20 protein-coding genes and 1 tRNA gene are annotated in these 26,019 nt (G+C 48.6%); 8 read left to right on the top strand and 13 right to left on the bottom strand.

Annotated features, from left to right (window positions below; translation table 11 throughout):
• Positions 1-119: 119 nt before the first annotated feature.
• Both LKI20_RS04400 and map read right to left on the bottom strand, forming a co-directional pair.
• Positions 120-1,409, bottom strand: coding sequence for a citrate synthase (locus LKI20_RS04400; RefSeq protein ID WP_291773350.1), 1,290 nt, complete (start codon positions 1,407-1,409; stop codon positions 120-122).
• A 188-nt stretch (positions 1,410-1,597) separates the two neighbouring features.
• Positions 1,598-2,377, bottom strand: a complete 780-nt coding sequence (gene map / locus LKI20_RS04395; protein ID WP_291770422.1) for a type I methionyl aminopeptidase — start codon at positions 2,375-2,377, stop codon at positions 1,598-1,600.
• A 186-nt stretch (positions 2,378-2,563) separates the two neighbouring features.
• Between map and LKI20_RS04390 the strand changes: the two genes are divergently transcribed.
• Positions 2,564-4,645: a M13 family metallopeptidase gene (locus tag LKI20_RS04390; RefSeq protein WP_291770419.1), complete on the top strand. Its 2,082-nt coding sequence runs from the start codon at positions 2,564-2,566 to the stop codon at positions 4,643-4,645.
• 120 nt (positions 4,646-4,765) lie between these two features.
• Here the strand turns inward: LKI20_RS04390 and LKI20_RS04385 are convergent, their stop codons facing one another.
• From LKI20_RS04385 to LKI20_RS04355, 7 genes are all read right to left on the bottom strand, one after another.
• The gene (locus LKI20_RS04385) at positions 4,766-5,305 is read right to left on the bottom strand and encodes a single-stranded DNA-binding protein (protein WP_291770416.1); all 540 of its coding nucleotides are present in this window, start codon (positions 5,303-5,305) and stop codon (positions 4,766-4,768) included.
• A 427-nt stretch (positions 5,306-5,732) separates the two neighbouring features.
• Entirely contained in the window at positions 5,733-7,574 is a 1,842-nt protein-coding gene (locus LKI20_RS04380) for a proline--tRNA ligase (RefSeq protein WP_291770413.1), read from the bottom strand.
• A gap of 101 nt (positions 7,575-7,675) precedes the next feature.
• Complete coding sequence (locus LKI20_RS04375; RefSeq protein ID WP_291773348.1) at positions 7,676-9,082, bottom strand: PIF1 family DEAD/DEAH box helicase; 1,407 nt, start codon at positions 9,080-9,082, stop codon at positions 7,676-7,678.
• A 129-nt stretch (positions 9,083-9,211) separates the two neighbouring features.
• On the bottom strand, positions 9,212-9,913 hold the full coding sequence (orn, locus tag LKI20_RS04370) for an oligoribonuclease (protein WP_291770409.1): 702 nt from the start codon (positions 9,911-9,913) through the stop codon (positions 9,212-9,214).
• A 254-nt stretch (positions 9,914-10,167) separates the two neighbouring features.
• The gene (gene guaB, locus LKI20_RS04365) at positions 10,168-11,715 is read right to left on the bottom strand and encodes an IMP dehydrogenase (RefSeq protein WP_291770405.1); all 1,548 of its coding nucleotides are present in this window, start codon (positions 11,713-11,715) and stop codon (positions 10,168-10,170) included.
• 88 nt (positions 11,716-11,803) lie between these two features.
• Entirely contained in the window at positions 11,804-13,087 is a 1,284-nt protein-coding gene (locus LKI20_RS04360) for an MraY family glycosyltransferase (RefSeq protein ID WP_291770402.1), read from the bottom strand.
• A complete protein-coding gene (locus tag LKI20_RS04355) occupies positions 13,084-13,815 on the bottom strand; it encodes an L-threonylcarbamoyladenylate synthase (RefSeq protein WP_291770399.1) in 732 nt (243 codons plus the stop codon). Before LKI20_RS04355 ends, LKI20_RS04360 begins: the two co-directional genes overlap by 4 nt.
• Positions 13,816-14,273: 458 nt before the next feature.
• On the opposite strand from LKI20_RS04355, the gene LKI20_RS04350 reads away from it, so the two are divergent.
• Both LKI20_RS04350 and LKI20_RS04345 read left to right on the top strand, forming a co-directional pair.
• A complete protein-coding gene (locus LKI20_RS04350; RefSeq protein ID WP_291770396.1) occupies positions 14,274-14,909 on the top strand; it encodes an ECF transporter S component in 636 nt (211 codons plus the stop codon).
• A gap of 186 nt (positions 14,910-15,095) precedes the next feature.
• Positions 15,096-15,172 (top strand) — tRNA-Ile (locus LKI20_RS04345).
• 68 nt (positions 15,173-15,240) lie between these two features.
• Here the strand turns inward: LKI20_RS04345 and LKI20_RS04340 are convergent.
• From LKI20_RS04340 to LKI20_RS04330, 3 genes are all read right to left on the bottom strand, one after another.
• Complete coding sequence (locus LKI20_RS04340) at positions 15,241-16,518, bottom strand: MFS transporter (protein WP_291770393.1); 1,278 nt, start codon at positions 16,516-16,518, stop codon at positions 15,241-15,243.
• Entirely contained in the window at positions 16,506-17,126 is a 621-nt protein-coding gene (locus tag LKI20_RS04335; RefSeq protein ID WP_291770389.1) for an ArsR/SmtB family transcription factor, read from the bottom strand. Before LKI20_RS04335 ends, LKI20_RS04340 begins: the two co-directional genes overlap by 13 nt.
• Positions 17,127-17,431: 305 nt before the next feature.
• Positions 17,432-18,745 carry an MFS transporter gene (locus LKI20_RS04330; RefSeq protein ID WP_291770386.1) on the bottom strand — a complete coding sequence of 438 codons (1,314 nt, stop codon included), beginning with the start codon at positions 18,743-18,745 and terminating at the stop codon, positions 17,432-17,434.
• 288 nt (positions 18,746-19,033) lie between these two features.
• Here LKI20_RS04330 and LKI20_RS04325 point away from each other — a divergent pair, with 288 nt between their 5' ends.
• Positions 19,034-19,795, top strand: a complete 762-nt coding sequence (locus tag LKI20_RS04325; RefSeq protein ID WP_291770383.1) for an SDR family NAD(P)-dependent oxidoreductase — start codon at positions 19,034-19,036, stop codon at positions 19,793-19,795.
• A 35-nt stretch (positions 19,796-19,830) separates the two neighbouring features.
• Here the strand turns inward: LKI20_RS04325 and LKI20_RS04320 are convergent, their stop codons facing one another.
• Complete coding sequence (locus LKI20_RS04320; RefSeq protein ID WP_291770380.1) at positions 19,831-21,105, bottom strand: AGE family epimerase/isomerase; 1,275 nt, start codon at positions 21,103-21,105, stop codon at positions 19,831-19,833.
• Positions 21,106-21,492: 387 nt separating this feature from the next.
• On the opposite strand from LKI20_RS04320, the gene rpmE reads away from it, so the two are divergent.
• The 4 genes from rpmE (at position 21,493) to ettA (ending at position 25,945) form a co-directional block, all read left to right on the top strand.
• Complete coding sequence (rpmE, locus tag LKI20_RS04315) at positions 21,493-21,705, top strand: 50S ribosomal protein L31 (protein WP_034251798.1); 213 nt, start codon at positions 21,493-21,495, stop codon at positions 21,703-21,705.
• Positions 21,706-21,832: 127 nt separating this feature from the next.
• Complete coding sequence (prfA, locus tag LKI20_RS04310) at positions 21,833-22,924, top strand: peptide chain release factor 1 (RefSeq protein ID WP_291770375.1); 1,092 nt, start codon at positions 21,833-21,835, stop codon at positions 22,922-22,924.
• Between the two features lie 89 nt (positions 22,925-23,013).
• Positions 23,014-23,952 carry a peptide chain release factor N(5)-glutamine methyltransferase gene (prmC, locus tag LKI20_RS04305; protein WP_434734934.1) on the top strand — a complete coding sequence of 313 codons (939 nt, stop codon included), beginning with the start codon at positions 23,014-23,016 and terminating at the stop codon, positions 23,950-23,952.
• A 316-nt stretch (positions 23,953-24,268) separates the two neighbouring features.
• Positions 24,269-25,945 (top strand): energy-dependent translational throttle protein EttA, encoded by a 1,677-nt coding sequence (ettA, locus tag LKI20_RS04300; protein ID WP_291770369.1) that lies wholly within the window; start codon positions 24,269-24,271, stop codon positions 25,943-25,945.
• Positions 25,946-26,019 lie beyond the last annotated feature (74 nt).

The raw sequence follows: 26,019 nt of genomic DNA, 5'->3' as shown, positions 1-26,019 counted from the left end.
ATTGTTGCCACTATTACCGCAGTTATCTCGACTACGGTAATTACACTGTGTGGGGCTGCACGGTGCTGGGGTTACACAGTGGCGGCTACACAGTGGCGGCTACATTGTGGTACTTACAATCACCGCGCAGTGATTGGTATAACGTCACGTTTAGGTTGACCAGTATAAACCTGCCGTGGCCTGCCAATTTTTGTGGCGGGATCGTCAAGCATTTCACGGTACTGCGCAATCCAACCAGGGATACGTCCCAGTGCGAATAGTGTGGTGAACATGCTCGGCTCGAACCCGATAGCGCGATAGATCAGACCTGTATAGAAATCTACATTCGGGTACAGATGCCTTGAAGTGAAATAGTCATCGTGGAGAGCTATATCCTCAAGTTCTGTTGCCACATCAAACAGAGCAAGATCGCTACTTGGAAGCCTGAGCTGCTCCTCTGTCATGATTCGCGTCAGCCATTCCTTGGCTATCGCCGCTCTTGGATCGTAAGATTTATACACTCGGTGGCCAAGACCTGATATACGTTGACCATTCTCCTTTGAGTCCTCAACGAACTCTTTCACTGATTTACCCGAGTCACGTATCGACATCAGCTGTCTCAATGCCGCTTCGTTGGCACCACCATGCAGAGGACCTGAAAGCGCATTAATACCCGCAGCAACTGCCGAATACAAATTTGCATGCGCTGACCCTGCTATGCGCACCACAGAAGTTGAACAATTTTGCTCGTGGTCAGCGTGTATGATGAGCAGCTTATCCAAGGCTTCAACCATCAAAGCGTCAGCTTCAAACGATTGATACGGAGTTGCAAAACTCATCCTTAAGAAGTCATCTACATAACCGCGAGTGTAATCCGGATATAGCAAGGGTTCATCTTTACTACGGCGATGGATTAACGACACAATGGTGCGAACCTTAGCCATAATGATTGCTCCAGCCTCGTCCAATTGCGCCGGATCATTGACATCACATGTATCGGGATAAAAGCTCGCCAATGCATTTACAGCTGAGGACAACACACTCATAGGATGTGCATTTCTTGGGAATGAACCTAATAAGGTTCTGAATTCTTCTCCCACAACCGTGTGGTGCAATACTCGATCTCGATATTCCTCGTACTGCGGGAGCGTAGGCAACTCTCCCTGATTCAGTAACCAAGCAACCTCAAGAAAATTTGAATGCTCACATAACTGTTCAATAGGATAGCCTCGGTATCGCAGTATGGAACGATTACCGTCGATAAAAGTAATTTTGGACTCACATTGCGCTGTTGTCAGAAAACCCGGGTCGAGTGTAACCCAACCGTCATTGCGTAAATCAGAGACGACGATGCCGTCGGGTCCACACGTCGCTTTCACGACTGGCAAATCAAACTGCGACGAATCAACATTAAGCTTTGCTTTCGGCATCATTTGCCTCCCTTACCCAAGAAGTGACCAGCAACGGTACTGGAATGGAAATGCGAGGCATCTGTGACGATGCCAGAGTCGTTAATCGTATCAGACTGGGGAGTGCCAACCATCCGTTTGTATTGCTTCTCGAAATGGCGACAAACCCCGAATCTCATATGCCGTTGTTACCGCAAATACCGGTAATATCACTCGTCTCTGGCGGTCAAAATAATTGGACCGTCATCCGTTATTGCAATAGTATGCTCCGTGTGTGCACCACGAGAACCATCCGCTGAACGCAAGGTCCAACCGTCTTTTGGATCCTGGATGATTTCGTCTGTGGTACGAAGGAACCATGGTTCAATTGCAATGACCAATCCATTGCGCAGTTTATATCCGTGATGTGCTTTGCCATCGTTGGCTACATGCGGATCACCGTGCATGATATGCCCTACACCGTGTCCGCCGAACTCTAAATTAACGGTGTAACCATTCTCATGAGCGATTTCTCCGATAGCAGCTGAAATATCTCCCAAGCGGTTACCAGGTTTAGCTTGAGCAATACCCGCTTTCAAACCATCCTCTGTGGCCTTGATGATTTTCAAATCCTCAGGATCAGCATGCTCACCGACAACGAAACTAATCGCTGAGTCTCCAACCCATCCATCCACGTTGATTGCAAGATCTAGACTCAGTAAGTCCCCATCTTTCAACGTGTAGTCAAAAGGCACACCGTGCAGCACAGCATCATTTACTGAGGTACAGATGTAATGAGCAAAAGGACCGGTTCCAAAATCCGGAGCATAATCCACATAACAGGACTCTGCACCAGAGCGTGCCTCAATACGTTGTTTGACGAAGTCGTCGATCTCCAGAAGGTTGGTACCGACCTTGGTCATCTGACGTAAATCCTTGAGAATGCTCCCCACGAATTTACCTGCTGGGCGCATAGCCTTGATTTCCTGTGGTGTCTTCAGTTCGATCAATTGATTGTTTCTTTCTACCTTGTTTGGTTATCCACCACCCTACTGCTAAGGCGTTACAGGGCAAACCCGCAATAACAAAGATTCCCCTCAGACAAGGTATATCAAGGCATATAAGGACTCTTAGCCGTGAAGTATTGTTCAGTGACAGCGCATAACGTTGTCAAGAAACGTCATTAGGCTGTACTTATGAGCAAAGTATTGAAATCGGGCATTGATCCCACATCATTTTCATCAGTAATTCGGCCGCAGCAAGACCTCTTCCGTTACGTGAATGGACCTTGGATTGACACGTATTCGTTACCAGATGACCGTTCACGATTTGGCTCCTTCGACAAACTTGCCGACGATGCTGAGACTCAAATCCGTGACATTCTTGAGGATGCTGCAACACCAGCGGCTAAGTCAAGTGCTCTGTACACCAGTTTTTTGGATACTGAAGCCATTGAAGAGGCGGGTATTGAAGGCATTCGTGCAGATCTCGATGCTCTTGACCAAACTCATGACAAGAATGAGCTCATTACAGCACTCGGTGCACTCAATCCACTAGGCGGACCAGACCTGCTTGGTATCGGTATATACGGAGACCCAGGAGAACCAGAGCGCAATATCGTGCACATTGAGCAAGGTGGTCTCGGTCTACCTGATGAAGCGTATTACCGCGAGGATCGTTACGCCACGATTCGCGATGCGTACCAAATCATGGTTGCTAAGCTTCTCATGCTGGCCAAGTATGCATCCGATATGGATGACGCCAATACACAGGCGACTCGACTACTCGAACTTGAGCAACGCATCGCCTCACATCATTGGGATGTTGTAGAAACCCGTGACCAAGATAAAACCTATAACCCCACCGATTTCGACGCTTTACAGTCGGCGCTGAGCCATCTCAACATCGCTGCTTGGGCCGATGCATGGCAACAGTCCTACGCTACAACGCCTACAGCACAGGTCATGCCTCTGGACTTCAAAAAAACATTATCCCGTACCATTGTTCATGAACCGAGCTTCCTCAGCGGATTAGATACCGTCTGGGCTGAAGCTGAATTGAGCGATCTTCAACTTTGGGCACGCGTTCACACATTAATTTCTTGGGCAGGGTATCTCAGCCACGAATTTGAACAAGCTCGCTTTGACTTCTATGGCAAGGTACTTTCAGGCACAACCGAAATGCGCGCTCGTTGGAAGCGTGGAGTGATGCTTGTTAACGGTATTTGTGGTGAAGACGTTGGCAAAGTTTATGTCAATAGACACTTCCCCGAATCCAGTAAACAACGTATGGAGGAACTCGTAGGTAACTTAATTGATGCCTACCGAGTATCGATTCAATCTAGTGATTGGTTGGGAACAGCAACCAAAGAAAAAGCGTTAGATAAATTGAATCACTTCTCGCCAAAAATTGGTTACACCAACCATTGGAGAGATTACACGGCTCTTGATGTGAGGTCCGAAGCTAGCCTCTGCGAGAATATCCACGCTGCGCAAACCTACGAAACTGCCTATCAAATCAGCAAGGTTGGCCAACAAGTCGATAAAGACGAATGGCTAATGAACCCGCAGACGGTGAACGCATACTACGAACCGACTATGAATGTTATCGTATTCCCAGCTGCCATTTTGCAGCCACCCTTCTTTGACCCTGACGCTGACGATGCCGCAAATTACGGAGGAATCGGAGCTGTGATCGGGCATGAAATCGGTCACGGATTCGACGATCAGGGCAGCAAATATGACGGTTCTGGGCGTTTGAATGATTGGTGGACTGCCCAAGATCGTAAGAACTTTGAGCAACGTACCACAGCTCTGATTGATCAATACAACTCTTTTGTGCCAGCGCAGTTAGCTGAGCTGTATGCTGACCAACCATCTGAAGCTCCACATGTTAACGGCGCTTTAACTATCGGTGAGAACATCGGTGATCTTGGCGGCGTAAACATCTCACTTAAGGCCTATGCATTTGCACTAGATACAGCTGCGGGACGCAGCAAGGATGGGAGCGTAGAAGGTATACGAAGCTCATTGATGCAGACTCCTGAAATTGAAGGATTCACTGGAGTACAGCGTTTCTTCATCGCATATGCATCGATTTGGAGAACTAAACTTCGCGACCAGCTTGCTGAACAGTATTTACAAATTGACCCTCACTCCCCTGCAGAGTTCAGGACCAACGGCATTGTTCGTAACGTGGATTTATTCCATGAAGCCTTCTGCGTGAAGGATGGCGACGATATGTGGCTAGCGCCTGATTCCAGAGTCCGAATCTGGTAAACAACACTGTCATCGCAGTAAAAGCCATGAGGTATCTCGTTTGACTAGTACTGAGCACGTGCTCATCTACATGAAACGAGGTACCTCTTGGTGTTGTTTGAGCGGACTTCAGTTGACTTGTCAGAACATCTCTTCGAAATCACCCACAGTGCAACCGTCGTCTACCACATTGCTCTGAACTGTGCAGATATCACCATCACCAAACTGATGACTAGGTATTGTCTCTTGATGAGACAAACTTGATGAAGATGCAGGTGATGGAGCGGTAACAGGCTGAGCTGTCATTTCTTGTCCCGTGCTGCGCTTGGAGAATTGGGTGGAACCAAGGCCCAAATCGTGACCAACTGCGCTAGCTTCAATCACTAATGCGAACTGAGAACGGCCATCTTTTTTCCACTCGTCCACACTTAGTAAGCCGACGACAATTATTGGGTCTCCTTTATGCACCGAAGTCATGATGTTATTTGCCAGTGACCGGTAGGTTTTCACCGTAATCCACAGCGTAGGAAAGTCTTTCCAACGCTGTGTCTTTGCATCAAAATACGAACGTGTTGAAGCCAATCGCAATACGCATAGTGGAGTGCGGTCGAGGTCACCGATTCTTCGCGGTTCCTTGGCTACATATCCAGTAACAGTAACGAGTCCTTGTTGAACGCCCACGGTTCTCTCCTCACCAACGATGTGGACCGTCCGAATCGTATCCTGTCACTTCTTGGACAGTACATAACGAATCCAAGCAGAATTCGAGCCACATACTTGATGTACCCTTGATCAATTCCGACGGTAGGTAATATTCTCGGGCTTTGTCAGTGTCAGAGACCTATCCACTGGGCATTGTGGTCAAAGGTGGAAGTATCCACAATAGTGTTCTCACAAAGAATCATCCCCAGCGCTTCAGGGATGCAGCAACGTTCCAAATGTGATAATACATGTGAAGTTGTGCCTCACTGCACGGTTTCACATGCATATTCGAAATCACTGTCAGCAAATGCGTTTAACAACAGTTAAGCACGATAGCTGCACTCGCTATCATGCTTAACTGTTGAGTTTCAGCCTAGCTAGATATACCGCTAGATATAACTTCTCATCACGCAGGCTCTTGTACTGCGTCTTCTGCATATAGCGCATTGAGCCGTCTCAACACCGCGTCAGCAGCGTTATTTACAGGTACCGCTTCGCTTTGAGAACCATCACGACGACGAATCTCGATGGTGCCATTATTCACCGTGTCTCTTCCCGCTACAGCAATCAACGGAACACCGATTAACTCAGCATCCTTAAATTTCACTCCAGGTGACACTTTGAGGCGGTCATCATAAATTACCTCAACGTTGTGCTGTTCAAGCTGAGAGACCAGCTGGTTCGCAGCTTCGAATGCCTTCGGATCTTTGCCAGTAGCCATCACATGCACTTGTGCTGGGGCCACTGCAACAGGCCAGTCCAATCCCTTGTCGTCATGATGGAATTCAGCAATGCAAGCCAGTACACGGGATACGCCAATACCGTAGCTGCCCATCCATACTGGCACCGTTTTGCCATTCTGATCGAGAACTTTCAGATCAAGAGCTTTAGAGTATTTCAGACCAAGCTGGAATACCTGACCGATTTCTACACCGCGCTCAAAACTCAGTGGGCCGGAACCATCTGGACTCGTGTCTCCGTGGCGGACTTCCACTGCTTCTATGCGCTCCGAGCAGCCGAAATCTCTGGTGTACACCGCGTTGAAGAGGTGCTCACCCTCAACATCCGCACCGGTTATCCAAGCACTACCACGTGCCACATGCGCATCGACGAAGTATCGTATAGGATGCTCAATCTTGGCAGCCTCTGCCTGCGGGCCAAGCACATTCGGCCCGATATAACCCTTAACCAGCTCAGGATGACTGGCCAAGTCCTCGGGTGTCGCTTCCTCAACCTCAGCCGGAGCGAATTGGGCTTCGATACGTTTCATATCGACCTGACGATCGCCAGGAAGTGCAATAGCAACTAACTCACGCCAAGGCTGCTTATGCTCAGTATCTGCGGGATGCTTCACTGTGACGATAAGATTCTTCAGCGTGTCTGCGGCAGTCCACTCGCTGCCGTCAGCTTTGGGATGCAGGGCATTTGCCTGATCGACCAGACTTTCAATCGTCGTTGAGTCGGGTGTATGCAGTTGAACCATAGGTGGGACGTCTGAATAATCGACATCTGGCACGGATGGTGTGGTAAGTGCCTCAACATTCCACGCTTTGCCAGAGGGAGCAAGTGCAAAAGTGTCTTCGCCAATTGCAAGAGGAGCTAAGAACTCTTCAGACTCTGAACCACCCATCGGCCCAGAAACAGCGTGCACAATCACATACTGCACACCCAGACGTTTGAAAATACGCTCGTAAGCATCACGCTCATCTTGGTACGCTGATTTTAATCCGTCTGCATCAACTGTGAAAGAGTAGGCATCTTTCATCACAAACCCTCGCCCACGAACCAGCCCTGCACGAGGGCGGAATTCATCACGATACTTGGTCTGAATCTGGTACAGCGTCAGCGGTAAGTCCTTGTATGAGGAATACATATCTTTAACCAATAAAGTGAACATTTCCTCATGCGTTGGGGCAAGAAGGTAATCAGCACCATGACGATCTTTAAGGCGGAAGATATTGTCGCCATATTCTTCCCAACGATGTGTGCGCTCATATGGATCTTTAGGTAACAGTGATGGGAAATGCACTTCCTGCGCGCCGAAGCTGTTGATTTCCTCACGAATAATGGTTTCGACCTTATTGAGTACACGCAGTCCTAGCGGGAGCCAAGTAAAGATACCTGGGGCGGTTTTTCTGATGTATCCAGCTCGTTGAAGAAGTCTGGCGGAATCAACATCGGCATCAGCTGGATCCTCACGCAGTGTTCGTAAGAACAGCGTGGACATATGCAAAGCTTTGGCAGTCATGGCTCCCAAGATTATTCAGTCAAAAGGACAACGCCGTGTGTATATGTCAATCTGCTGCACACAATCTCTGATTGACAGTATGTTCAGCCTGAATCTCGACCTTAGAACAGATCACCTTGAGTGAATTCGTCTTCTTCTTGATTGAGAGCTACTTTGTTGAATGATGTGCTTCCTTCAGCAGCTAACCTTGCAGAGGCAGCTTTCGAGTCCTCGCGTAGCTGTGAGTCTAATAACACGGCATCAGGGGACACTAAGAAGGCGCGTTCATTGATTCCTCGAAGGTATAGCCCGCCTAGTGCCTCCACACGTGACAGCGCTACATATCCCATTCCTGGGGCAAAGGTTCTTCTCAAATCCATAACTGCGCGATCGAGTGTCATTCCCTGCGACTTATGGATCGTAATCGCCCATGCGCACCGCAGCGGAACTTGATTCACCGAAGCGAGGACTTGATCGCCATCCATCATTTCCCAAGCCGCTGGTTTCATCGTCACAATATTGCCATTGTCGAATTCAACGATTGGCCATCCGCCTTTATTCTCTTGGACAAAGCCACGAACAGTTCCTATAGAGCCATTAACAAACTGATGGTCTTGATCGTTGCGAAGTGCCATAACTGCAGCGCCTGTTTTTAATACCAACTGCTCTGGTGCAAGCATATTTTTTTTCAAGCGTTCGACCAATTGCGCCGAACCGGCTGACTCAGCGTGATATTCATGAGGTGTATCTGATATCTGTGCGAGACGGAGATCATTGAGACTATCAGCTTGCTTGTTTACTGGGAACAAATTGACCGAGACTTCACCAGGTGCAGGAACTTTTCCTAAGCGAGATGCCAGAACATCATGGTCTTCTTGGCTTACATACCCATCTCGGATATCGGTAAGTACAGTTAGCAATTGCCCATCATCTTGACGATGCTGCTCAGTGAGATAGCACGTTATAGGATTCAATGCATCCCATACGAGTGATTCAGTAATGAAACCTTCAGGGTCTTTTCCTGCTTGCACATATAACTCACGAGAACGCTCAAACTCTTCACTGGGCATCATCATCTCAGTATTACGACCAGAACGACTGACAGGTGGAAGTTGAAAAAAATCTCCAGAGAGCACTACTTGTAGTCCGCCGAATGGCTCGGGGCTATGGCGTATGGTTCGACACACTTCATCAACCATGTCAAAAAGCCACGCATGCATCATTGACACCTCATCGATAATGAGGATATCCGTTGATGAAATCTGACGCTTACGCCGAGTTCGTATGCGCTTGAGCAACTGTTCACTGAGACAGGTGGCAACGCCGAGGCCACTCCACGAATGGATTGTTTGCCCGTTGATATGCGTTGATGCGATGCCTGTGGAAGCTGTAACTGCCACTGCAGCGCCAGAGCTTCTCGCACCACGGATGAAATCATTTAGCACATAGGTTTTCCCAGCACCAGGAGCACCGGTGAGGAAGACATTAGCCCCCGCCCTGAGAATGGTCAACGCATCTGATTGCCGCATGCCCCTCATCGTGCCACGAGTGACGTACATACTGTTGAATCCCTACACAAACGGATATGCAAATTTGCAAAAGCCCCGAATGGCGCAGCGCGCTAACGCAGAACAACGCGTTTGTGTAGGGATGTAAAACTAGTAATCAAGTTTTTCTGGCGTAGAAGCGTTTTCAACGGCTTCGCCTCGCTCCTCATAACTGCGCAGCAAACTAGTTGACTCCACTTGAGCTGCAATCTCCTTAGAGCGACTGTTATCTGGCCCTGGCGTAGGTGCGAAGAAAGCCTCACGATAGTAGCGCAATTCATCAATGGACTCGATAATGTCCGCCAGTGCACGGTGCCCGCCATGTTTTGCGGGTTTGTTGTTATACACCGCTGGGTACCACCGGCGTGAAAGCTCCTTGAGAGTGCTGACGTCGATAACCCGATAGTGCAACTTAGCCATGAGATCTGGCATAAATCGGTCTAGGAACTTTTTATCTGAGCCAACTGAATTACCAGCGAGATGGGCTTTGCCTGTCTTAGGGAGAAATGGTGTGACATATTCAATCACCTGACGTTGTGCCTCAGCAAGCGCTAATCCTTGTTTCATCTCGTCAACAAGACCTGAAGAGGTGTGCATATGACGCACGAAATCGTTCATCTGTGCAAGCGACTCATCGGAAGGCTTGATCACTAAGTCAATTCCAGAATCCAAAACCTTCATGTTGAAATCGGTAGGAACTACTGATACTTCACACAACTCGTCATGGAAAATATCCAGACCCGTCATCTCACAATCGATCCAAATAAGTCTGGAGTCCTCTGTGCTGAGGGTCAGATCTTCTGTGTTGGACATATCTTGTACACCTTTCAATAGTTCCTGTACATCTGCTGTCGCCAAAACCTACCATTGCGGTGCGCATGGAAATCTGGCGACTTGTCCGTCTATCGAACTCTTCAACGTACCCCTGAGCGCAGACTACGACCATATTGGTGGCAGCCAGCAAACTCATCAGAATACAAAAGTGTGCACCTGCGCACGTCGACCACGTCATTCTGAACGTGTCGCATGCATCAGGTGCACACTTTCACCAATTATGAGATCTTCAATCAGTCATGGAATCCCGTGTAATTTGGAGCTTCCTTGGTCATGACGATGTCATGAGGGTGAGATTCACGTAAACCAGCATCGGTGATACGGATGAAACGTCCCTTGGACTTCAGCTCGTCAATAGTGCGTGCACCCGTGTAGAACATCGTTTGATGCAGACCACCAACGAGTTCATACAGTACATAGTTCAGTGGCCCACGATAAGGCACTTCACCTTCGACACCTTCTGGTATGACCTTGTCATTGCTGGTCACATCCGCTTGGAAGTAGCGATCCTTTGAGTAGCTCTTCTTGCCGCGAGGTGCCATTGCACCAAGTGAACCCATACCACGATAGACTTTGTACTGCTTGCCATGAAGGAGCACCTTCTCGCCTGGAGCTTCATCAGTTCCTGCAAGTAGTCCACCGAGCATCACGGTGTCTGCGCCAGCAACGAGTGCTTTAGCGATATCCCCTGAATAATGAATACCACCGTCAGCAACCAGAGGAATTCCTGCCGCTCTGCATGCCAAGCTTGAATCATAAACAGCTGTGAGCTGTGGCACGCCAACACCCGCGACAACACGAGTTGTGCAGATAGAACCTGGACCGACACCAACCTTGACAGCGTCAACACCGGCGTCAATAAGTGCCTGAGCACCTTCTCGGGTAGCAATATTGCCACCCATAATCTGCACACCGTCGAAAGCATGATCCGCTTTGATTCGTTTAATCATATCGAGCATAAGCTTGGCATGGCCATGCGCAGTATCAACTACTAGTACGTCAACACCAGCGTCAGCAAGTGCTGTAATGCGTTGCCATGCATCGCCGAAGAAACCTACTCCTGCTGCGACGCGTAGTCTACCTTGGTCATCCTTGGTGGCATCGGGATATTGTTCAGTTTTAACAAAGTCCTTCACCGTAATAAGACCAGCAAGTTTGCCGTTGGCATCAACCAAAGGAAGTTTCTCAACCTTGTTTTGTGCCAGCAGCTGATGAGCGTCTTCTTTTGAAATATTGGCAGGACCAGTAATCAATCCCTCTTTGGTCATGATGTCGCGGACCTTGAGGCGGTCATAATCCTCAGCATTAACAAAACGCATGTCACGGTTGGTGATAATACCGACAAGATGGTCATCACTATCTACCACTGGAAGACCGGAAACATGGTAGGCAGCGCACAACTTGTCAAGATCAGTGAGCGTGGCGTCTGGCGTTACGGTGAGTGGGTCTGAAATCATGCCTGACTCACTGCGCTTAACCACGTCGACCTGGTTAGCTTGATCTTCGATGCTGAGATTACGATGCAGCACGCCAATACCCCCATTGCGCGCCATAGCAATCGCCATCTGAGCTTCGGTCACGGTATCCATAGCGGCGGAAAGCACAGGAGATTTAACTGTGATATCCCGCGTCAAACGTGAAGTAGTGTCAACTTCTGATGGGATGACGTCTGATTCATTGGGAAGCAGCAGGACGTCATCATACGCCAAACCAAGCTTCTCAAACATTGGCGGGACTGGGGAATATGGGGAATCGGAATTTTTCGCATTAAAAGTTTCCATAGAGCCACTCTATAGTCGGTTATTGACGTGACGACACGCCACCGGCTGAATGTTCAACATTCATCGATACCAAACCACGTATCAACTGCTAATCGTTGTGATCTTGGTGTTCTTTGGGTTCTATTACATCATCAATTGAGTCATTGCCTTTGTGTGACTGCTCCCCCTCTTGCAGTGGCTCCTGAGGATGTTCTTGCCCAGGCTGTGTCAATGATTGCTGCTCTTCGCGATGTGCACGTTCGCGCCGCTTAGCTGCAGCCAACGCCTTATTCTCAGCACGTATCTCAGGGATACGACGGCGATAGTAGGGATACAAGGTTGCAATAGTTAAAGCTACACAGGCAATAGCGAATCCTATAGCCACATATTGAGCTTCAAAGAAAAGAATCATGATTGAGCCAAAAGCAATGAGCGCAGCCCAACCCCAAAGAATCAGTACAGCCGATTGGACTGAATGACCAATTTTTAGCATACGGTGGTGTAGATGCATCCTGTCTGGATGCATTGGTGACTGCCCATGGCTCACCCTGCGAACCACAGCAAGTAACATGTCCAAAACAGGCAGGAACAGCACTAAAATTGGCAGAAGAATCGGCATAAACACTGGGAGATAAATGCTGGTATGAATCGAGACTGGATCAAGTCTGCCAGTCATAATAATCGATGCACAGGTGATGAGATAGCCGAGAAGCATCGAACCAGAATCACCCATAAACAGTTTTGCTGGATGCCAATTATGCAAGATGAAACCCACACAGATACCAACCAATGCAACATCAATTAGGGTTGCCATTGAAGCATAACTTGGCGAAGTTCTAGCAATGATATATGAGTAAATAGCAAAAGCGATGCCTCCAATAGCCACAATGCCAGAGGCAAGCCCGTCAAGTCCATCTACAAAGTTCACAGCATTAATAGAAGCGACAATCAAGAATGCGGTTATGGCCATGGACAGACTCGGAGATGCTGTAACCAGCGATCCCAACGGCAAAGAAATAATCTGCACGCCGCCCCAAGAAACCACAACGGAAATGAGTAGCTGCCCGCCGAGTTTCAGCATCCAATCCAAATCCCACAGATCGTCAGCTACACCTAGCAAACAAATCAACACAGCCCCACCCAGTATCACCCAGGCTTGATTACTAGCCTCAAATAATCCTGTAATAAAGGGGACTTTGCTTGCAAACAGCAAAGCGACAGCAAAGCCAATCATCATGGCCACACCGCCCATCCGCGGTGTAGGCACTGTATGCACATCTCGCGAGCGCACCTGACCAACAGCACCAATGCGGATCGCCACATGGCGAACAATCGGGGTTACCAACCAGGTGGCTCCTCCTGCAATAGCTGCTATGAACAGATATACCCTCATGCCTGTGCGTTCCCCATGTTTTCGGCGACTGTTTGGTCAATGTTTTCAGAATCACTGTTACGCCTATGATCACCTAAAGCACTTGCTAAAGCGGCACGGATAGACTCTTCAGAAATTACGCCTGCTCTCAGTATCTCAATCCCATCAGCTCCACTTTGACTGGCAGCAACTACTGTGCTGGCAACAGGGCCAGGCGTAGCGCCAGCGTCAAGATACAATGCCACGCTATCGCCCAACTGCTCATAAGCTTCTTGTGCTGTCTGAGCACTAGGTAATCCCGAACGGTTTGCGCTAGATGCTGCCAAAGGTCCAGTCGCTCTCAACACTTGTCTACAAGCTTTGGAATCAGGAACTCTGACTCCTTGAGTTTTAAGATTTCCAACTTCATGTATCGTTACCAATGTGCATTTCGCTTGTGCCTCACAAATCGGCGAAAATGCTCCAGGCAAGAATGCGTTGGCAAGAACATCCAAAGGAGCTGGTAACTCTAGAAACAGCTCATCAATTGCTTCCACAGATGGCAGTAATACCTGCAGCGCTTTTGTGCGAGGCCGTTGCTTGGCTTGAAATATCCGATCGATTGCCTGCTCATTAAAAGGATCAGCGGCCACCCCGTATACAGTGTCCGTAGGCATAACGATGATTTCTCCACGCTGAATCAGCTTCGCAGCCAGAGACAAGGTTTCTGGAGTAATCGGACGCACTCGTTCAGATTCGCCACTTGCCATATAGTTACTGCCACCATTCCTGTTGTGTGTTGCTCACCAATCGCTATCTATAGAGCATCACGACTTGCACAATGTTAGTGCTGCTACTGCGTATGTACACAGCAGGCTTACTAGTCGATTTGCACAAGTTATGAAATCCTCGCATACCATTGTGCCATTGTTACCACCATTCACGAAGTATGCGGTGAAACACACTTGTATGCCCAATAAGCGATGCCATTTCCAAACCATACATATATCAAGTCTGGTATCGGTCCTCACGGGAGTCAATCCGGTGCCCACCACAGCGACCATTGCCACAATCACAGCACATAGCGCTGATACAGTATTGCTCGGCGCTCCCGCCCGTTTGCGCAGGTCAAGGAGCGTGAAGCGTTGTGAGATGATTGCACACAATCCCCTGCAACGCCGAAAATAAGACAATACTGTGCGCAAGCGTTCCAGAGGGGTACCGTCCCATGACCACAATTACACCAAATAACATCACTACACAGACACGCACATTATTACGGTGGCGGCCGATGGATATAGCCGTTTCATCTGCTATTGGCGTCGCCTGCGGTTTAGTATTTTGGGGATTCAATTACGTTTCAGCTTGGTTATTTCCTATGATGGCGGCAATATTGCCAGGTTTAGGAAGTCTTTTTCACGCGGTTTGGTACTTTTCCGGACCTCTGGCGCTGTTAATTATTCGCAAGCCAGGAGCAGCAATATATGTCAATCTAGTAGGCAGCGCCGTGGAGATGTTGCTAGGCAACCAATTTTCATTCGGCTTCGTGTTCCTGTCTGCAGCGCTACAGGGGTTGAGTGCAGAAATTGCTTTCGCAATATTCCTATACAAGCGTTGGACACTTAGTGTCACTATATTGTCAGGATTCTTGGTTGCCATTGAATATGGCTTGTATTTGTTGTTCTTCCAATACCAAGGCGTCGCGCTCATCAGTCCACGAGGCATCATTCACATGGTTTGCGAAATCATTGGCGGCATCCTCATCGGCGGTGTGATGAGCTGGTATCTCTACTTGGCGATTGCTAAAACTGGTGCTCTGGATAAGTTTGCGTCAGGCCGAGCTGTGCGTGGTATCAGCGACTGATTATCGGTAACTTGCTATTGAGGCAAGACAGATAGCTCACCCACGAACCTCACAAGCAGTCACCACATCGGATAGATATATCTTTATGGTTTAGCTATGAACATGTATCTATCCGAAGCGCCACACGACAGCACTTGCGCAGTAAGTAGGCTTTGCTAACATAGCTAAGTTGGCTTCTCGCCAATTGGGGCCTTAGCTCAGTCGGTTAGAGCAAACGACTCATAATCGTTCGGTCCAGGGTTCAAGCCCCTGAGGCCCCACCACGAACCGTGGCCGCACATCAGCGGCCGCGGTTTTTGCTATGACACACTACGCACAGCTGCCAGCCACATTAGAGCTTGGTCTGTTCCCAATGGCTAGCAGCAGGAATAGTCGAAATCTGCCGTGACATGAGTGCGATGACAATAGCAACGGCAAGAGGTATGGCAAAAACCAATATTGCAGCCGAAAAGCCCACACGACCAAGCAGCATTCCTGCGATAGCACTACTGAAGATCGAAAGTGTCTGAACGCTAACGGACATAGCAGATTTCACTCTGCCCTGTAGCTCATTAGGAGTTTTGGCAAATATAAAGCCAAGACATACAGCGTTGTACATAGGACAAGGCAATCCAATGAGTGCCGTACAGACCAACACAAGCACATATGACGTATTAAACATCAGTGGCAGACAAGCAACAAGCGTTAGGACTAGCGCTGTAATAATGCTGATACCGACTGGAGTTATTTCACTGAGTTTGCCAGCGATGAAGGCGCCAAGTAGCACACCAACACAGGTGCTCGTGCTAATCAATCCAATAAGAAAGGTGTTGGTATGCTCACTCACCAGGAACAGTTCAATGGCGTATTGCACCCCATTAACAGCTAAGTTAAATAACGCTGTCACCACGATAAGCACCACTAGCAATCTGCTGGTAAATACATAGCGCCAACCAGACTTGAAGTCAACACGAAAAGATTGTTTGCACAGCTGCTTTTCGCTTGTCTGCTGCTGATGTCGATCAGATGCGATTCGCGTAGCCGACACTCCAGCCAACGCGTAAAGCAGAGCGGCAATGAGGAACGGCAGCCAAGGAGCCACACCATAGAGCACACCACCTAAGGGACTGCCAGCAATGTTGATTGTCGCATCTCTTCCTTCGTTAATACTTTTGGCTTTCGGATAGTCATGAAGCTCGATAATTGAGCGGAGAGCAGCATCTGTCGCACCACCCAGAAAACCATTGATCAGTGAGGAGCACATAACTAGTACCGCGAATCCCCAGAAGGTCAGAGATCCACGAAACAGCAGTATGAAAACCGCTCCCCAGAGGATTGCTTCGCTCACCCCATTAACGATGATGAGCAATTTACGTCCGTGTCTGTCGATGAATGTGCCACCGAAGAGATTGGCAAATTGCTGCAGCACACGTGTAAGCGTAGTAAGCCATCCCGCGCTAACCACCGAACCTGAGAGTTTAAACGAGACCAGCGCAATCGCAAATCCTTGCATCGCTGCCCCCGCAGCAGAAGCAGTATCAGCGGTAAACCATGCCTTATATTGTGGTGTATGCCAAAGAGATGTCGAAGAAGAGCGGGACTTGTGCCCGCCTGAAATCAGGGAATCCATGGGAATGCCTGCAAAATCAGAGCGACCTGACGTTTGCCTTCATGGTTCGACGCGCTACGTGCACGTTCTTCCCACTTTCGGGCCAACTCGTCGAAATCACGACTCATTTCCTCAGTTTCCTCAGGAGTGAGTTCGATGGTCCTGTCCTCACTTAACCCTACGGCTTGCCATTGTCTAGGCAGATCAGGCAGGGCATCCAGATACCGTTCGTACACGGATTCATAAGCAACGGCAACTGCACGACGGTAGGCATAATTGGCATCTTCACCATCGCGGTCCTGTTGCTCATGATCTTCATCATCTCGTACCGCAGGACGCATTGCTTGGTAGGTCGCTTTCCACCAGCTCTTACGTGCATCACCCTGCGGCTTGACATCCTGTTGCACCATGCCTGCTTCGGCAAGTTTGCGCAGATGAAAACTCACGCTGCCTGGTGCTACACCAATCAATTCACTGATTTGCCCTACGTTCTTTTCTCCTTGAATACGCAATAGACCCAAAATACGCATACGCAAGGGATTAGCCACTGCGAGCAAGATTGAATCCTGATTAATAGTTGCAATGGCATCGCTATCTCTGGCGTGCTCATCTGATTGTTCTTGAGTCATAACACGTACAGTAACACCACAAGAATAATTGTACAATTCTAGTTGTGCAATAGTTATTGTCATTCAGTGACTTCTGCAGTCAGGCAAGGAAACAATCCGCTATTCGGGATACTCATCCTTTGAGATTTCATGTCTCAGCAGAATATTCGAGAGATAAGCGACAACACCAGAATGCACAGGAATGCGCTCGCGCATGGGAACCTACACTCTCGTTCTTCGCTACACACCTTGGCAGCACTACCATGCCTACACATCGTGCCGAATAAGCCCCACACCAAATACGCATCAGAGCGTACGAGGATCACCTAAAGCTCGGCCTTCGACCATTCACTCGATCGCGGGATGTCGTTAATTGCAGACGAGAATGTTGCAATTAGAGCACTTACTACGAGTGCTATAAGGAAAAACCCCGCAGTTACGGTAAAACCTACCGCGGGAAGGAGCATGCCAGCGATTCCACTACACCACATGGAAAGCATCTGAGCAGGTGCAGAGATTACTGTGGCCACTCGACCCTGTAGGGTTTCATCAGTTTTAGAGAAGACAAAACCAAAGAGCATGGAATTCACTATGGGAAATGGCGATGCCAAAAGCGCATAGAAAATGAATATCACCCAATAACTATGGTTAAACAGCATTGGCAGCACACATAAGACTGACATTGAAAAGGCAACCACCATAGCCTTGCCCACATGAATGTTGTCGCTGAGACGATTGGCCACAATGGAACCAATAAGCATACCAATGCACACTCCTGTGTCCATCAATCCAATGCGGAAAGGTTGCGTGCTGATATTAATCAAATGAAGTTGAACCGTATATTGAATACCAGAAAGTCCGAAGTTGATTAAGCTCGCTGCTGCAATGATTAGCGGAATTCGACGCGTGTGAAAAGACCACTTCCACCCTTGTAAAAAATCGCTGAGGAACGATGGCTGTCTAGCACTTGCCTGCTCAGTACTGTGGTGAATAATATTCTGAGCCTCAGCAGCAGCATCGTTAACAATGCTCTGTTCCGATTCTTCCGGTGCATGCAGATGCTCATGCATATGCAACCGCAAAGCGCTGCCACCAGCTATTGCGTAGACGATAGCAGAGCACAGAAATGGTAACCAGGGTTGGATGCCATACAAAATGCCACCAATCGGGCTACCCGCCATGTTAATAGTGGCATCGCGGCCTTCATTGATACTTCTAGCCTTCGAATAGTCTTGCATGCTGATAATCGAACGTAAAGCAGCATCGGTAGCTTGACCGATTAGACCTGTGGTGCATGCAGAGAGCGCAACAATGCCAAACAGTATGAACATAGTCAGTCGTCCACTGACCATAAGCACTGTCACCACAGACCACAGGACCATCTGCATCACAGCATTACCAATAATCATCGGTTTACGGAGATGTCTGTCAACAATAGTGCCACCAAAGAGCTCGCATATCTGCTGCAAAGCCAGCGAAAGTGTTGAGATCCAGCCTGCCGTCGCCAAAGACTGTGAAACAGAAAAGGCAATGAGCGGAATTGCAAAACCGCGTAAAGTCGATCCAACAGCCACAGCGGTGTCGGCTGTAAACCATGCTAGGTATCCTTGAGAGCGCCAAAGATGTGCTCTTTTGCTCATTCCAGTCGCCCTTTCTACGCAGACATCATCACCAGTTCACAACAATCGACCTATATCCCTCGAAGAGCATCCAGCGGATTCATACGTCAACCAGCAGCACTACGGTGTTTCACATAGTTCTACTCCAAAAAGTAATCAGCACAATTCGGCGGTGCAGCATCACAGAACATGCGATCGCTGTTATCTGGTCGGGTGACGCCATGGCTGAGAAGCGAACTGCAGTTCAGAAGTAGCACTAGAACCAAGCTTTATGCGGTCAGACTTTTTCTTTTGAGATAGGGGCAGTTGATGAGCAACACAGTCGTAATCACCGGCGGAGTATCAGGTATTGGATTAAGTGCTTCGAAGCAGTTCCTGAACAAAGGTTGGAATGTCATGATGGCCGACTTCAACGCTTCACTGGGTGAGGAAGTATATAACGAACTATCTGCGCAATTTACTCCTGAGCGAGTGGCATTTGAACAATGCGATGTTTCTAGCGAGGAATCTGTCAACAACCTTGCCGAAGCAACTCACCGCAAATTCCATCAAGTCCACAGTGTAATTAATAACGCAGGTATTTTTGCCAAAGGTGCAGTCCATGAACTCGATGAAGTTACGTGGGATCGGGTTATGGCTACTGATGTGAAGTCCATTTTTCTGACAACTAAGGCATTCGTGCCAGAAATGATAGAACGTAAATCAGGAACGATTGTTAACACCGCTTCAATTCCCGGTCTTCAGGGGGACTACAACATGGCTGTGTATAACGCAGCAAAAGGTGCAGTCGTAAATCTGGTGCGAGCTATGGCTCTTGACTATGGAAAATATGGCATTCGCGTGAATAATGTTAATCCTGGACCAACAATGACTCCGATGTTCAAAAGCAATCCTCAGCCAGTCATCGATGACTTCACGCAGGCCAGCCCTCTGGGCAGGCTAGTTCAGCCAGAAGATGTTGCGCGAACCATGTACTTCCTGGCTTCTGATGAATCCAATCCCATCACCGGAGAAAATATACCCGTCTCTGCAGGCTTCGAGATTTATAGCGGTCAGCCAGTGCAAGAGTGAAGCACTGAGCGCACATTCTCATGCCGAGTTGAGTTTTACAAAGAGATGGATTCAAGCTGAGCTTTCAGGGCGGATGCTACAGACATCGAGGGGCTCAACTGCGGTATGAGTGTTGCTTGCACAGCGTGATACAGATCAGGTTTCCCTTTCCATACCGTTGCAATTACTTGATTTTCAGCATTGAGTTGATGGAACCAGGAACCGTTAACGTGGTCGACTAGATACTCATCAATAAATTGCCAGAACACGCGATACCAGTCGGCATATTCCTCATCGCCGGTCACTGTATATAGAGTGGCAGCAGCATTAACAGCTTCAGCTAAGGTCCAGTGCATACGATCACCCACCACCGTGTTTCCCTGCCAATCTGTGGTGTAGCTCAGCCCTTGATGATTCCCGCGAGCGCTAGCCCAAGCATCGTGAAGCGCTGTTCCAAACAGTTGCCTAGCCAAGATAATAAGACGGTCTCGTTCTCTGCTTGGAATCGATTCTGCACTGAGTGCATACTGCGTAATAAGCCGTGACCATTCGATGCCATGCCCTGGGGTGGCGCCATAGGGTTTGAACTGATCGTCTCTCTTATCATTGTTGAATTCAAGCAATGGCTCCCATTCGCTCGTGAAATGTTCTGGGATACGCCACTGGTTATGCTCTGCCCAAGCTAGGACTCTGGTGATGATTCTGCCAGCTCGCCTGCGCCACTCTTCTTGATGAAGTACATCCGCGAGTGCAAGAAATGCTTCGACTGTGTGCATATTTGCATTAAGACCACGATATGAATCCGCTTGTGTAAAATCTTCGTTCCAAGAATCGACGGTTAATCCTTGTGTATCATCCCAAAAGTGTTCCATAAATATATTGACTGACTCGTCAAGCAATTTACGGGCACCCTGATGGCTTGTTAGTGTGGTTGATGTAGCTGCCAATATGACAAAAGCATGGGCGTAGCAGACTTTGCGTTGTTGTGGGATGCCATGGGCATCAATTGATGAATACCATCCACCATGAGCGTCGTCATGGAGCAAGCCGGTCAGCCCTGCAAGAGCTGCATCTACGAGCGATGCACTTGCGCTGTGCCCTTCAATCTCATCTAAGGTATAAACGTGCGCCATTCGGCTGGAAATCCAGGTGTGTATGCCTTGTTGGGTATCTGGTTTTCCTAGAGAGTCAAGGTAGTATGAAGCTCCTTGAGCGGTGGCGAAATGCTGTCCAAACGTTAAGAGATCTTTGCGAAGTTCGGCGAGGTATTGGTGGTGTTTCTCATTACCAAATTCGTATGCTTCTGGATCCTGTTGCCGGTCAACTGCCATAGTTGATACCTTTCAGCTTAGAGATATGCGTCATGCTGCTGTGCGGACGTCGTTGTCGCACGGAAACAATGACTGCTTGATTGTCATCAATTTATACTCATTGTATAAGTATGTGATGGACAAGCTCTTTCGTGCTCAGCATGATCTTTACGAGTGTGCATCTTCATGTATCAGTAGGGAAGTATGTGTTCCCGTATGCGAGCGGTCTGACTTTCGGGGTGTCGTGCGAGCAGTTGCACAGTCTCGACAGGATTCACACTCTGAACTGGAGCTTCTAGCATGCGCTTGGGGCGCAAATCCCGCCCGCGACGTATAATCTCGAAGGTTCCGGTTCACGTCTGTCACAAGGATATGGCGACCCGGTTCCCTTGACCCCTAGGAGTAACCATGAAGCAGGGTATCCATCCTGAATATCACGCAGTAGAAGTGCTGTGCTCATGCGGCAATAGCTTTGTTACGCGCTCCACTGCAGCAGGCGATCACATGACCGTCGATGTCTGCTCGAAGTGCCATCCCTTCTATACCGGCAAGCAGAAGATTCTCGACACGGGTGGCCGTGTCGCACGCTTCGAAGCTCGCTACGGTAAGAAGAACAAGTAGCTTGTGTAACGCCAGCCTCAGTTTGGGCATGTTTGTCATGTCTAAAACTGGACTGGCGTTTTTATATATCCGTAAATCATGCCAGTATTTCTGCGCAAAAGTAATGTTGATTGATTAGAGGTCAAGAGTGCCATCCGATGAACAATTTCCCGCAGCTGCTACAGCTCTTAGCGAGTACCAACGCATAGAGCAGCAGATGAGCGATCCTGCGGTTGCCTCCGATCCGAACGCTATGCGTAAGCTTGGGCGCCGGCATGCGGAACTTGGTTCCATTGTCAGCATTTATCGTGAATACCAACACCTTATAGATGACTACGAAGCAGCTCAAGAGATGGCGGCAGAAGACAGCGACTTTGCTGAAGAAGCCAAACGATTAGAGGCCAACATACCTGAGGCTGCCGAACGTTTGCGCACTGCATTGATTCCTCGTGACCCTGACGATTCACGCAATACGATTATGGAAATTAAAGCTGGCAGCGGTGGCGAAGAAGCTGCTCTGTTCGCTGGTGATTTGCTGCGTATGTACACCCGTTATACCGAAAAGCGTGGTTGGTCCACAGAAGTGATGAACGAAAATACTACAGAGCTTGGTGGTATCAAAGATATTCAGCTGGCTATTCGCTCAAAGGGCACTGTAGCTCCGGCTGATGGCGTATGGGCAAGCTTGAAATACGAAGGTGGAGTACATCGTGTGCAACGTGTCCCTGTAACCGAGTCACAGGGCCGCATTCAAACCTCGGCTGCTGGTGTGATTGTGTTTCCGGAAGCTGATGAAGATGACGACGAGATTGATATCGACGCCAAGGATCTGAAGATTGACATCTTCATGAGTTCCGGTCCTGGTGGGCAGTCGGTGAACACCACGTATTCAGCCGTCCGTATGACCCATATCCCCACGGGGATTGTGGTCAGTATGCAGGATCAGAAATCACAGATTCAAAATCGGCAAGCTGCTCTGCGTGTTTTGAAGTCACGACTTCTCGCTATGAAACACGAGCAAGATGCTGCAGAAGCCGCAGATATGCGTCACTCACAGGTCCGTTCTCTTGACCGCTCTGAGCGCATACGCACTTACAACTTCCCTGAAAACCGTATTGTCGATCACCGTACTGGATACAAGGCCTATAACCTTGATCAAGTACTCGATGGTGACCTACAAGAGATTATTAACTCCGATATCAGTGCGGATGAAGCCGAAAGACTTGAACGTAAGCAGTGAATTCTTCCTCACCACGCCCACTTGCACAAGCATCGAGCAACAGTGGTAATCAGCTCAATGTGGATCTCAGCACAGCACTTACTGCTACGCTGAGCGGTCTTGTGCGTAGCATCAGCGGACAGTTGCTGTCTGCAGGAATCGATACGCCTGAGCACGATGCGAGGATGTTGGTGTCCGAAGCTTTCTCGATGAGCCTTGCTGATTTGCGTATGGCAGAAATTCTTAACAAAACCGTTGTGGATATGATGCCTGTATCAGCACCAGAATTGTCCTCAACAGCTGCTGCAGCACCAATAACCCCCCAGAAGTTACTTAACGATTTATCGAGTCAGGTTGTCCGGCGTATGCAGCGAGAGCCCTTGCAACTCATACAGGGACACACTTGGTTTCGATACATTGATGTGCAAGTGGGTCCAGGGGTGTTTATACCCCGACCTGAAACGGAAAGCCTTGTTCAGTCAGGTATTGATTGGATACAACAACAGCACATCGTGAAGCCGCGAATTGTAGATTTATGTGCCGGTAGTGGAGTTATTGGCTTATCTCTGTGTAAAGAGCTCCCGAAGGCACAAGTCTGGGCTGTGGAACGCAGTCCCGCCGCAAGCGTGTGGACTGCTAAGAACCGCGACGCATTGATTGACAATGCCGGCATCTCCCCTACCCAATACCAACTTGCTTTGGCTGATGCCACTGACTCTGCCACTCTTGATGAACTGGACGGTTCTATCGATATGGTGATTTCTAATCCACCATATATTCCTGAAGATAACGCTCCGACTCAACCTGAAGTAGTTGATTGGGATCCAGCAATGGCACTGTATGGCGGCTCAGCTGATGGACTGCGCATACCTGCAGCGATTATTCGCAGAGCTTCATCCTTCCTGCATCAAGGTGGTGTGTTGCTTATGGAACATGACATCACTCAAGCTAAAGCACTATGCGATCAGGCTCGTCAACACGGATTTACACATGCACGTACCGCGGATGATTTAACAGGACGTCCTCGTTTTCTGGTTGCGACGCTGTAACTCCATCACTTTCAGCAATATCACTATTTTTCACCTGAATTATCACTGTAATTGACGAGAGTTCTCGATTGTGTAGGGATTGTTTGTTAGCTACGTTGTTTTCTTTCTTGAGATCGTTGAGATTCCAAGGATGCGAAAAATTGATACATTGAGTTAGCATAGAAATCCCTACAGAAACGGATATCTCGAGTACAACTGCAACCATGCAGCAGTCAAGTATTTCAGCTAAGCTGTAGCGGATATTTAAGACCTGATTGTTATAGGGAAATCAATCGCACAAACAATCAAGAACAAGCAATGTGAGAGCAGGAACAAGTTGGCTGATTTCATCTACCAAATGATCAAAGCGCGCAAGGCATTCGGCGATCGAGTAATCCTCGACGACGTAACACTAAGTTTCATTCCAGGAGCCAAAATCGGCGTGGTTGGCCCTAACGGCATGGGTAAGTCAACTTTGCTGAAGATCATGGCGGGCCTTGATACCGTTTCGAACGGCGAAGCACAACTCTCCCCAGGGTATTCTGTGGGGATTCTTCAACAGGAGCCGCCGCTTGATGAAGATAAAACCGTTGGCGAAAATATTGAGCAGGCTTTCGGTGAAATGAAAGCCAAGATTAGACGTTTTAATGCCATCGGTGAGGAAATGGCCGACCCTAATGCTGATTTTGACAAGCTTATGGCTGAAATGGGTACCTTGCAGGAGCAGATCGATGCCGCTGATGCTTGGGATCTTGATAGTCAACTTGAGCAAGCCATGGATGCGTTGCAATGCCCCGACTCCGATACTCCAGTTACGGTACTTTCCGGTGGGGAGCGTCGCCGAGTAGCCCTATGTAAGTTGCTGCTTGAGGCCCCTGACCTGTTGCTTCTCGACGAGCCAACTAACCATTTGGATGCCGAATCAATATTATGGCTTGAGCAGTTCCTACACACATACAAAGGCGCTGTGCTTGCAGTGACTCACGATAGGTACTTCCTCGACAATGTTGCTGAGTGGATCTGTGAGGTAGACCGCGGCCATCTGTATCCGTACCAAGGCAACTACACCACCTATTTGGAAACTAAAGCCAAGCGTCTTGAAGTCCAAGGTCAAAAAGATGCCAAACTTTCTAAGCGACTGAACTCAGAACTAGACTGGGTACGCAGCTCCCCCAAGGCACGACAGGCAAAGAACAAGGCTCGTCTTGAACGCTACGAGCAAATGGAATCAGATGCGCGTCAGAACAAGAAACTGGACTTCTCTGAAGTGCAGATTCCACCGGGGCCACGACTGGGATCCAAAGTATTGGAAGCTGATCATATTCATAAGGCTTTCGGCGATCGCGTACTCATCGATGATTTGAGTTTCACTTTGCCCCGAAACGGTATTGTTGGTGTGATTGGTCCTAACGGCGTCGGTAAATCTACGCTGTTTAAAACCATCGTCGGTCTTGAAGACATTACCAGCGGCACATTAGAGATTGGCGATACGGTAAAAATTTCTTATGTGGATCAGAATCGTGAAGGCATTGATCCTGACAAGACTTTGTGGGAAGTCGTCTCCGACGGCCTTGATTTTATGGAAGTAGCCGGTGTAGAAGTACCCACTCGAGCATACGTGGCCAGCTTTGGTTTCAAAGGTTCAGATCAGCAGAAGCCTGCAGGCGTGTTGTCTGGTGGTGAACGTAATCGTTTGAATCTTGCATTAACACTTAAGCAGGGTGGCAACCTGCTTTTACTCGATGAGCCTACTAACGATCTTGATGTAGAAACCTTGGAAAGTTTGGAAAATGCTTTGCTAGGCTTCCCTGGCTGCGCTGTGGTAATCTCCCACGATCGTTGGTTCCTTGACCGTATTTGCACCCATATTCTCGCTTGGGAAGGCACTGATGAGGACCCTGCCAACTGGTATTGGTTCGAAGGTAATTTCCAGGCGTATCAGGAAAACAAAGTGAGTCGTCTAGGTGAAGAGGCTTCAAAACCTCACCGCTTGCATCGCAAGCTTCGTCGGTAGCTTATGTCGACGAGTCGGCCACTCTTAGGTAGCCGACTCGTCATCCTACGTTTACCTATCTGCATCTTTTCGTT

The sequence above is a fragment of the Bifidobacterium sp. genome, assembly GCF_022647885.1.
Taxonomy (GTDB): Bacteria; Actinomycetota; Actinomycetes; order Actinomycetales; family Bifidobacteriaceae; genus Bombiscardovia.
The sequence above is the reverse complement of the archived record's forward strand: the minus strand, read 5'-3'. Positions and strand labels throughout refer to the sequence as shown.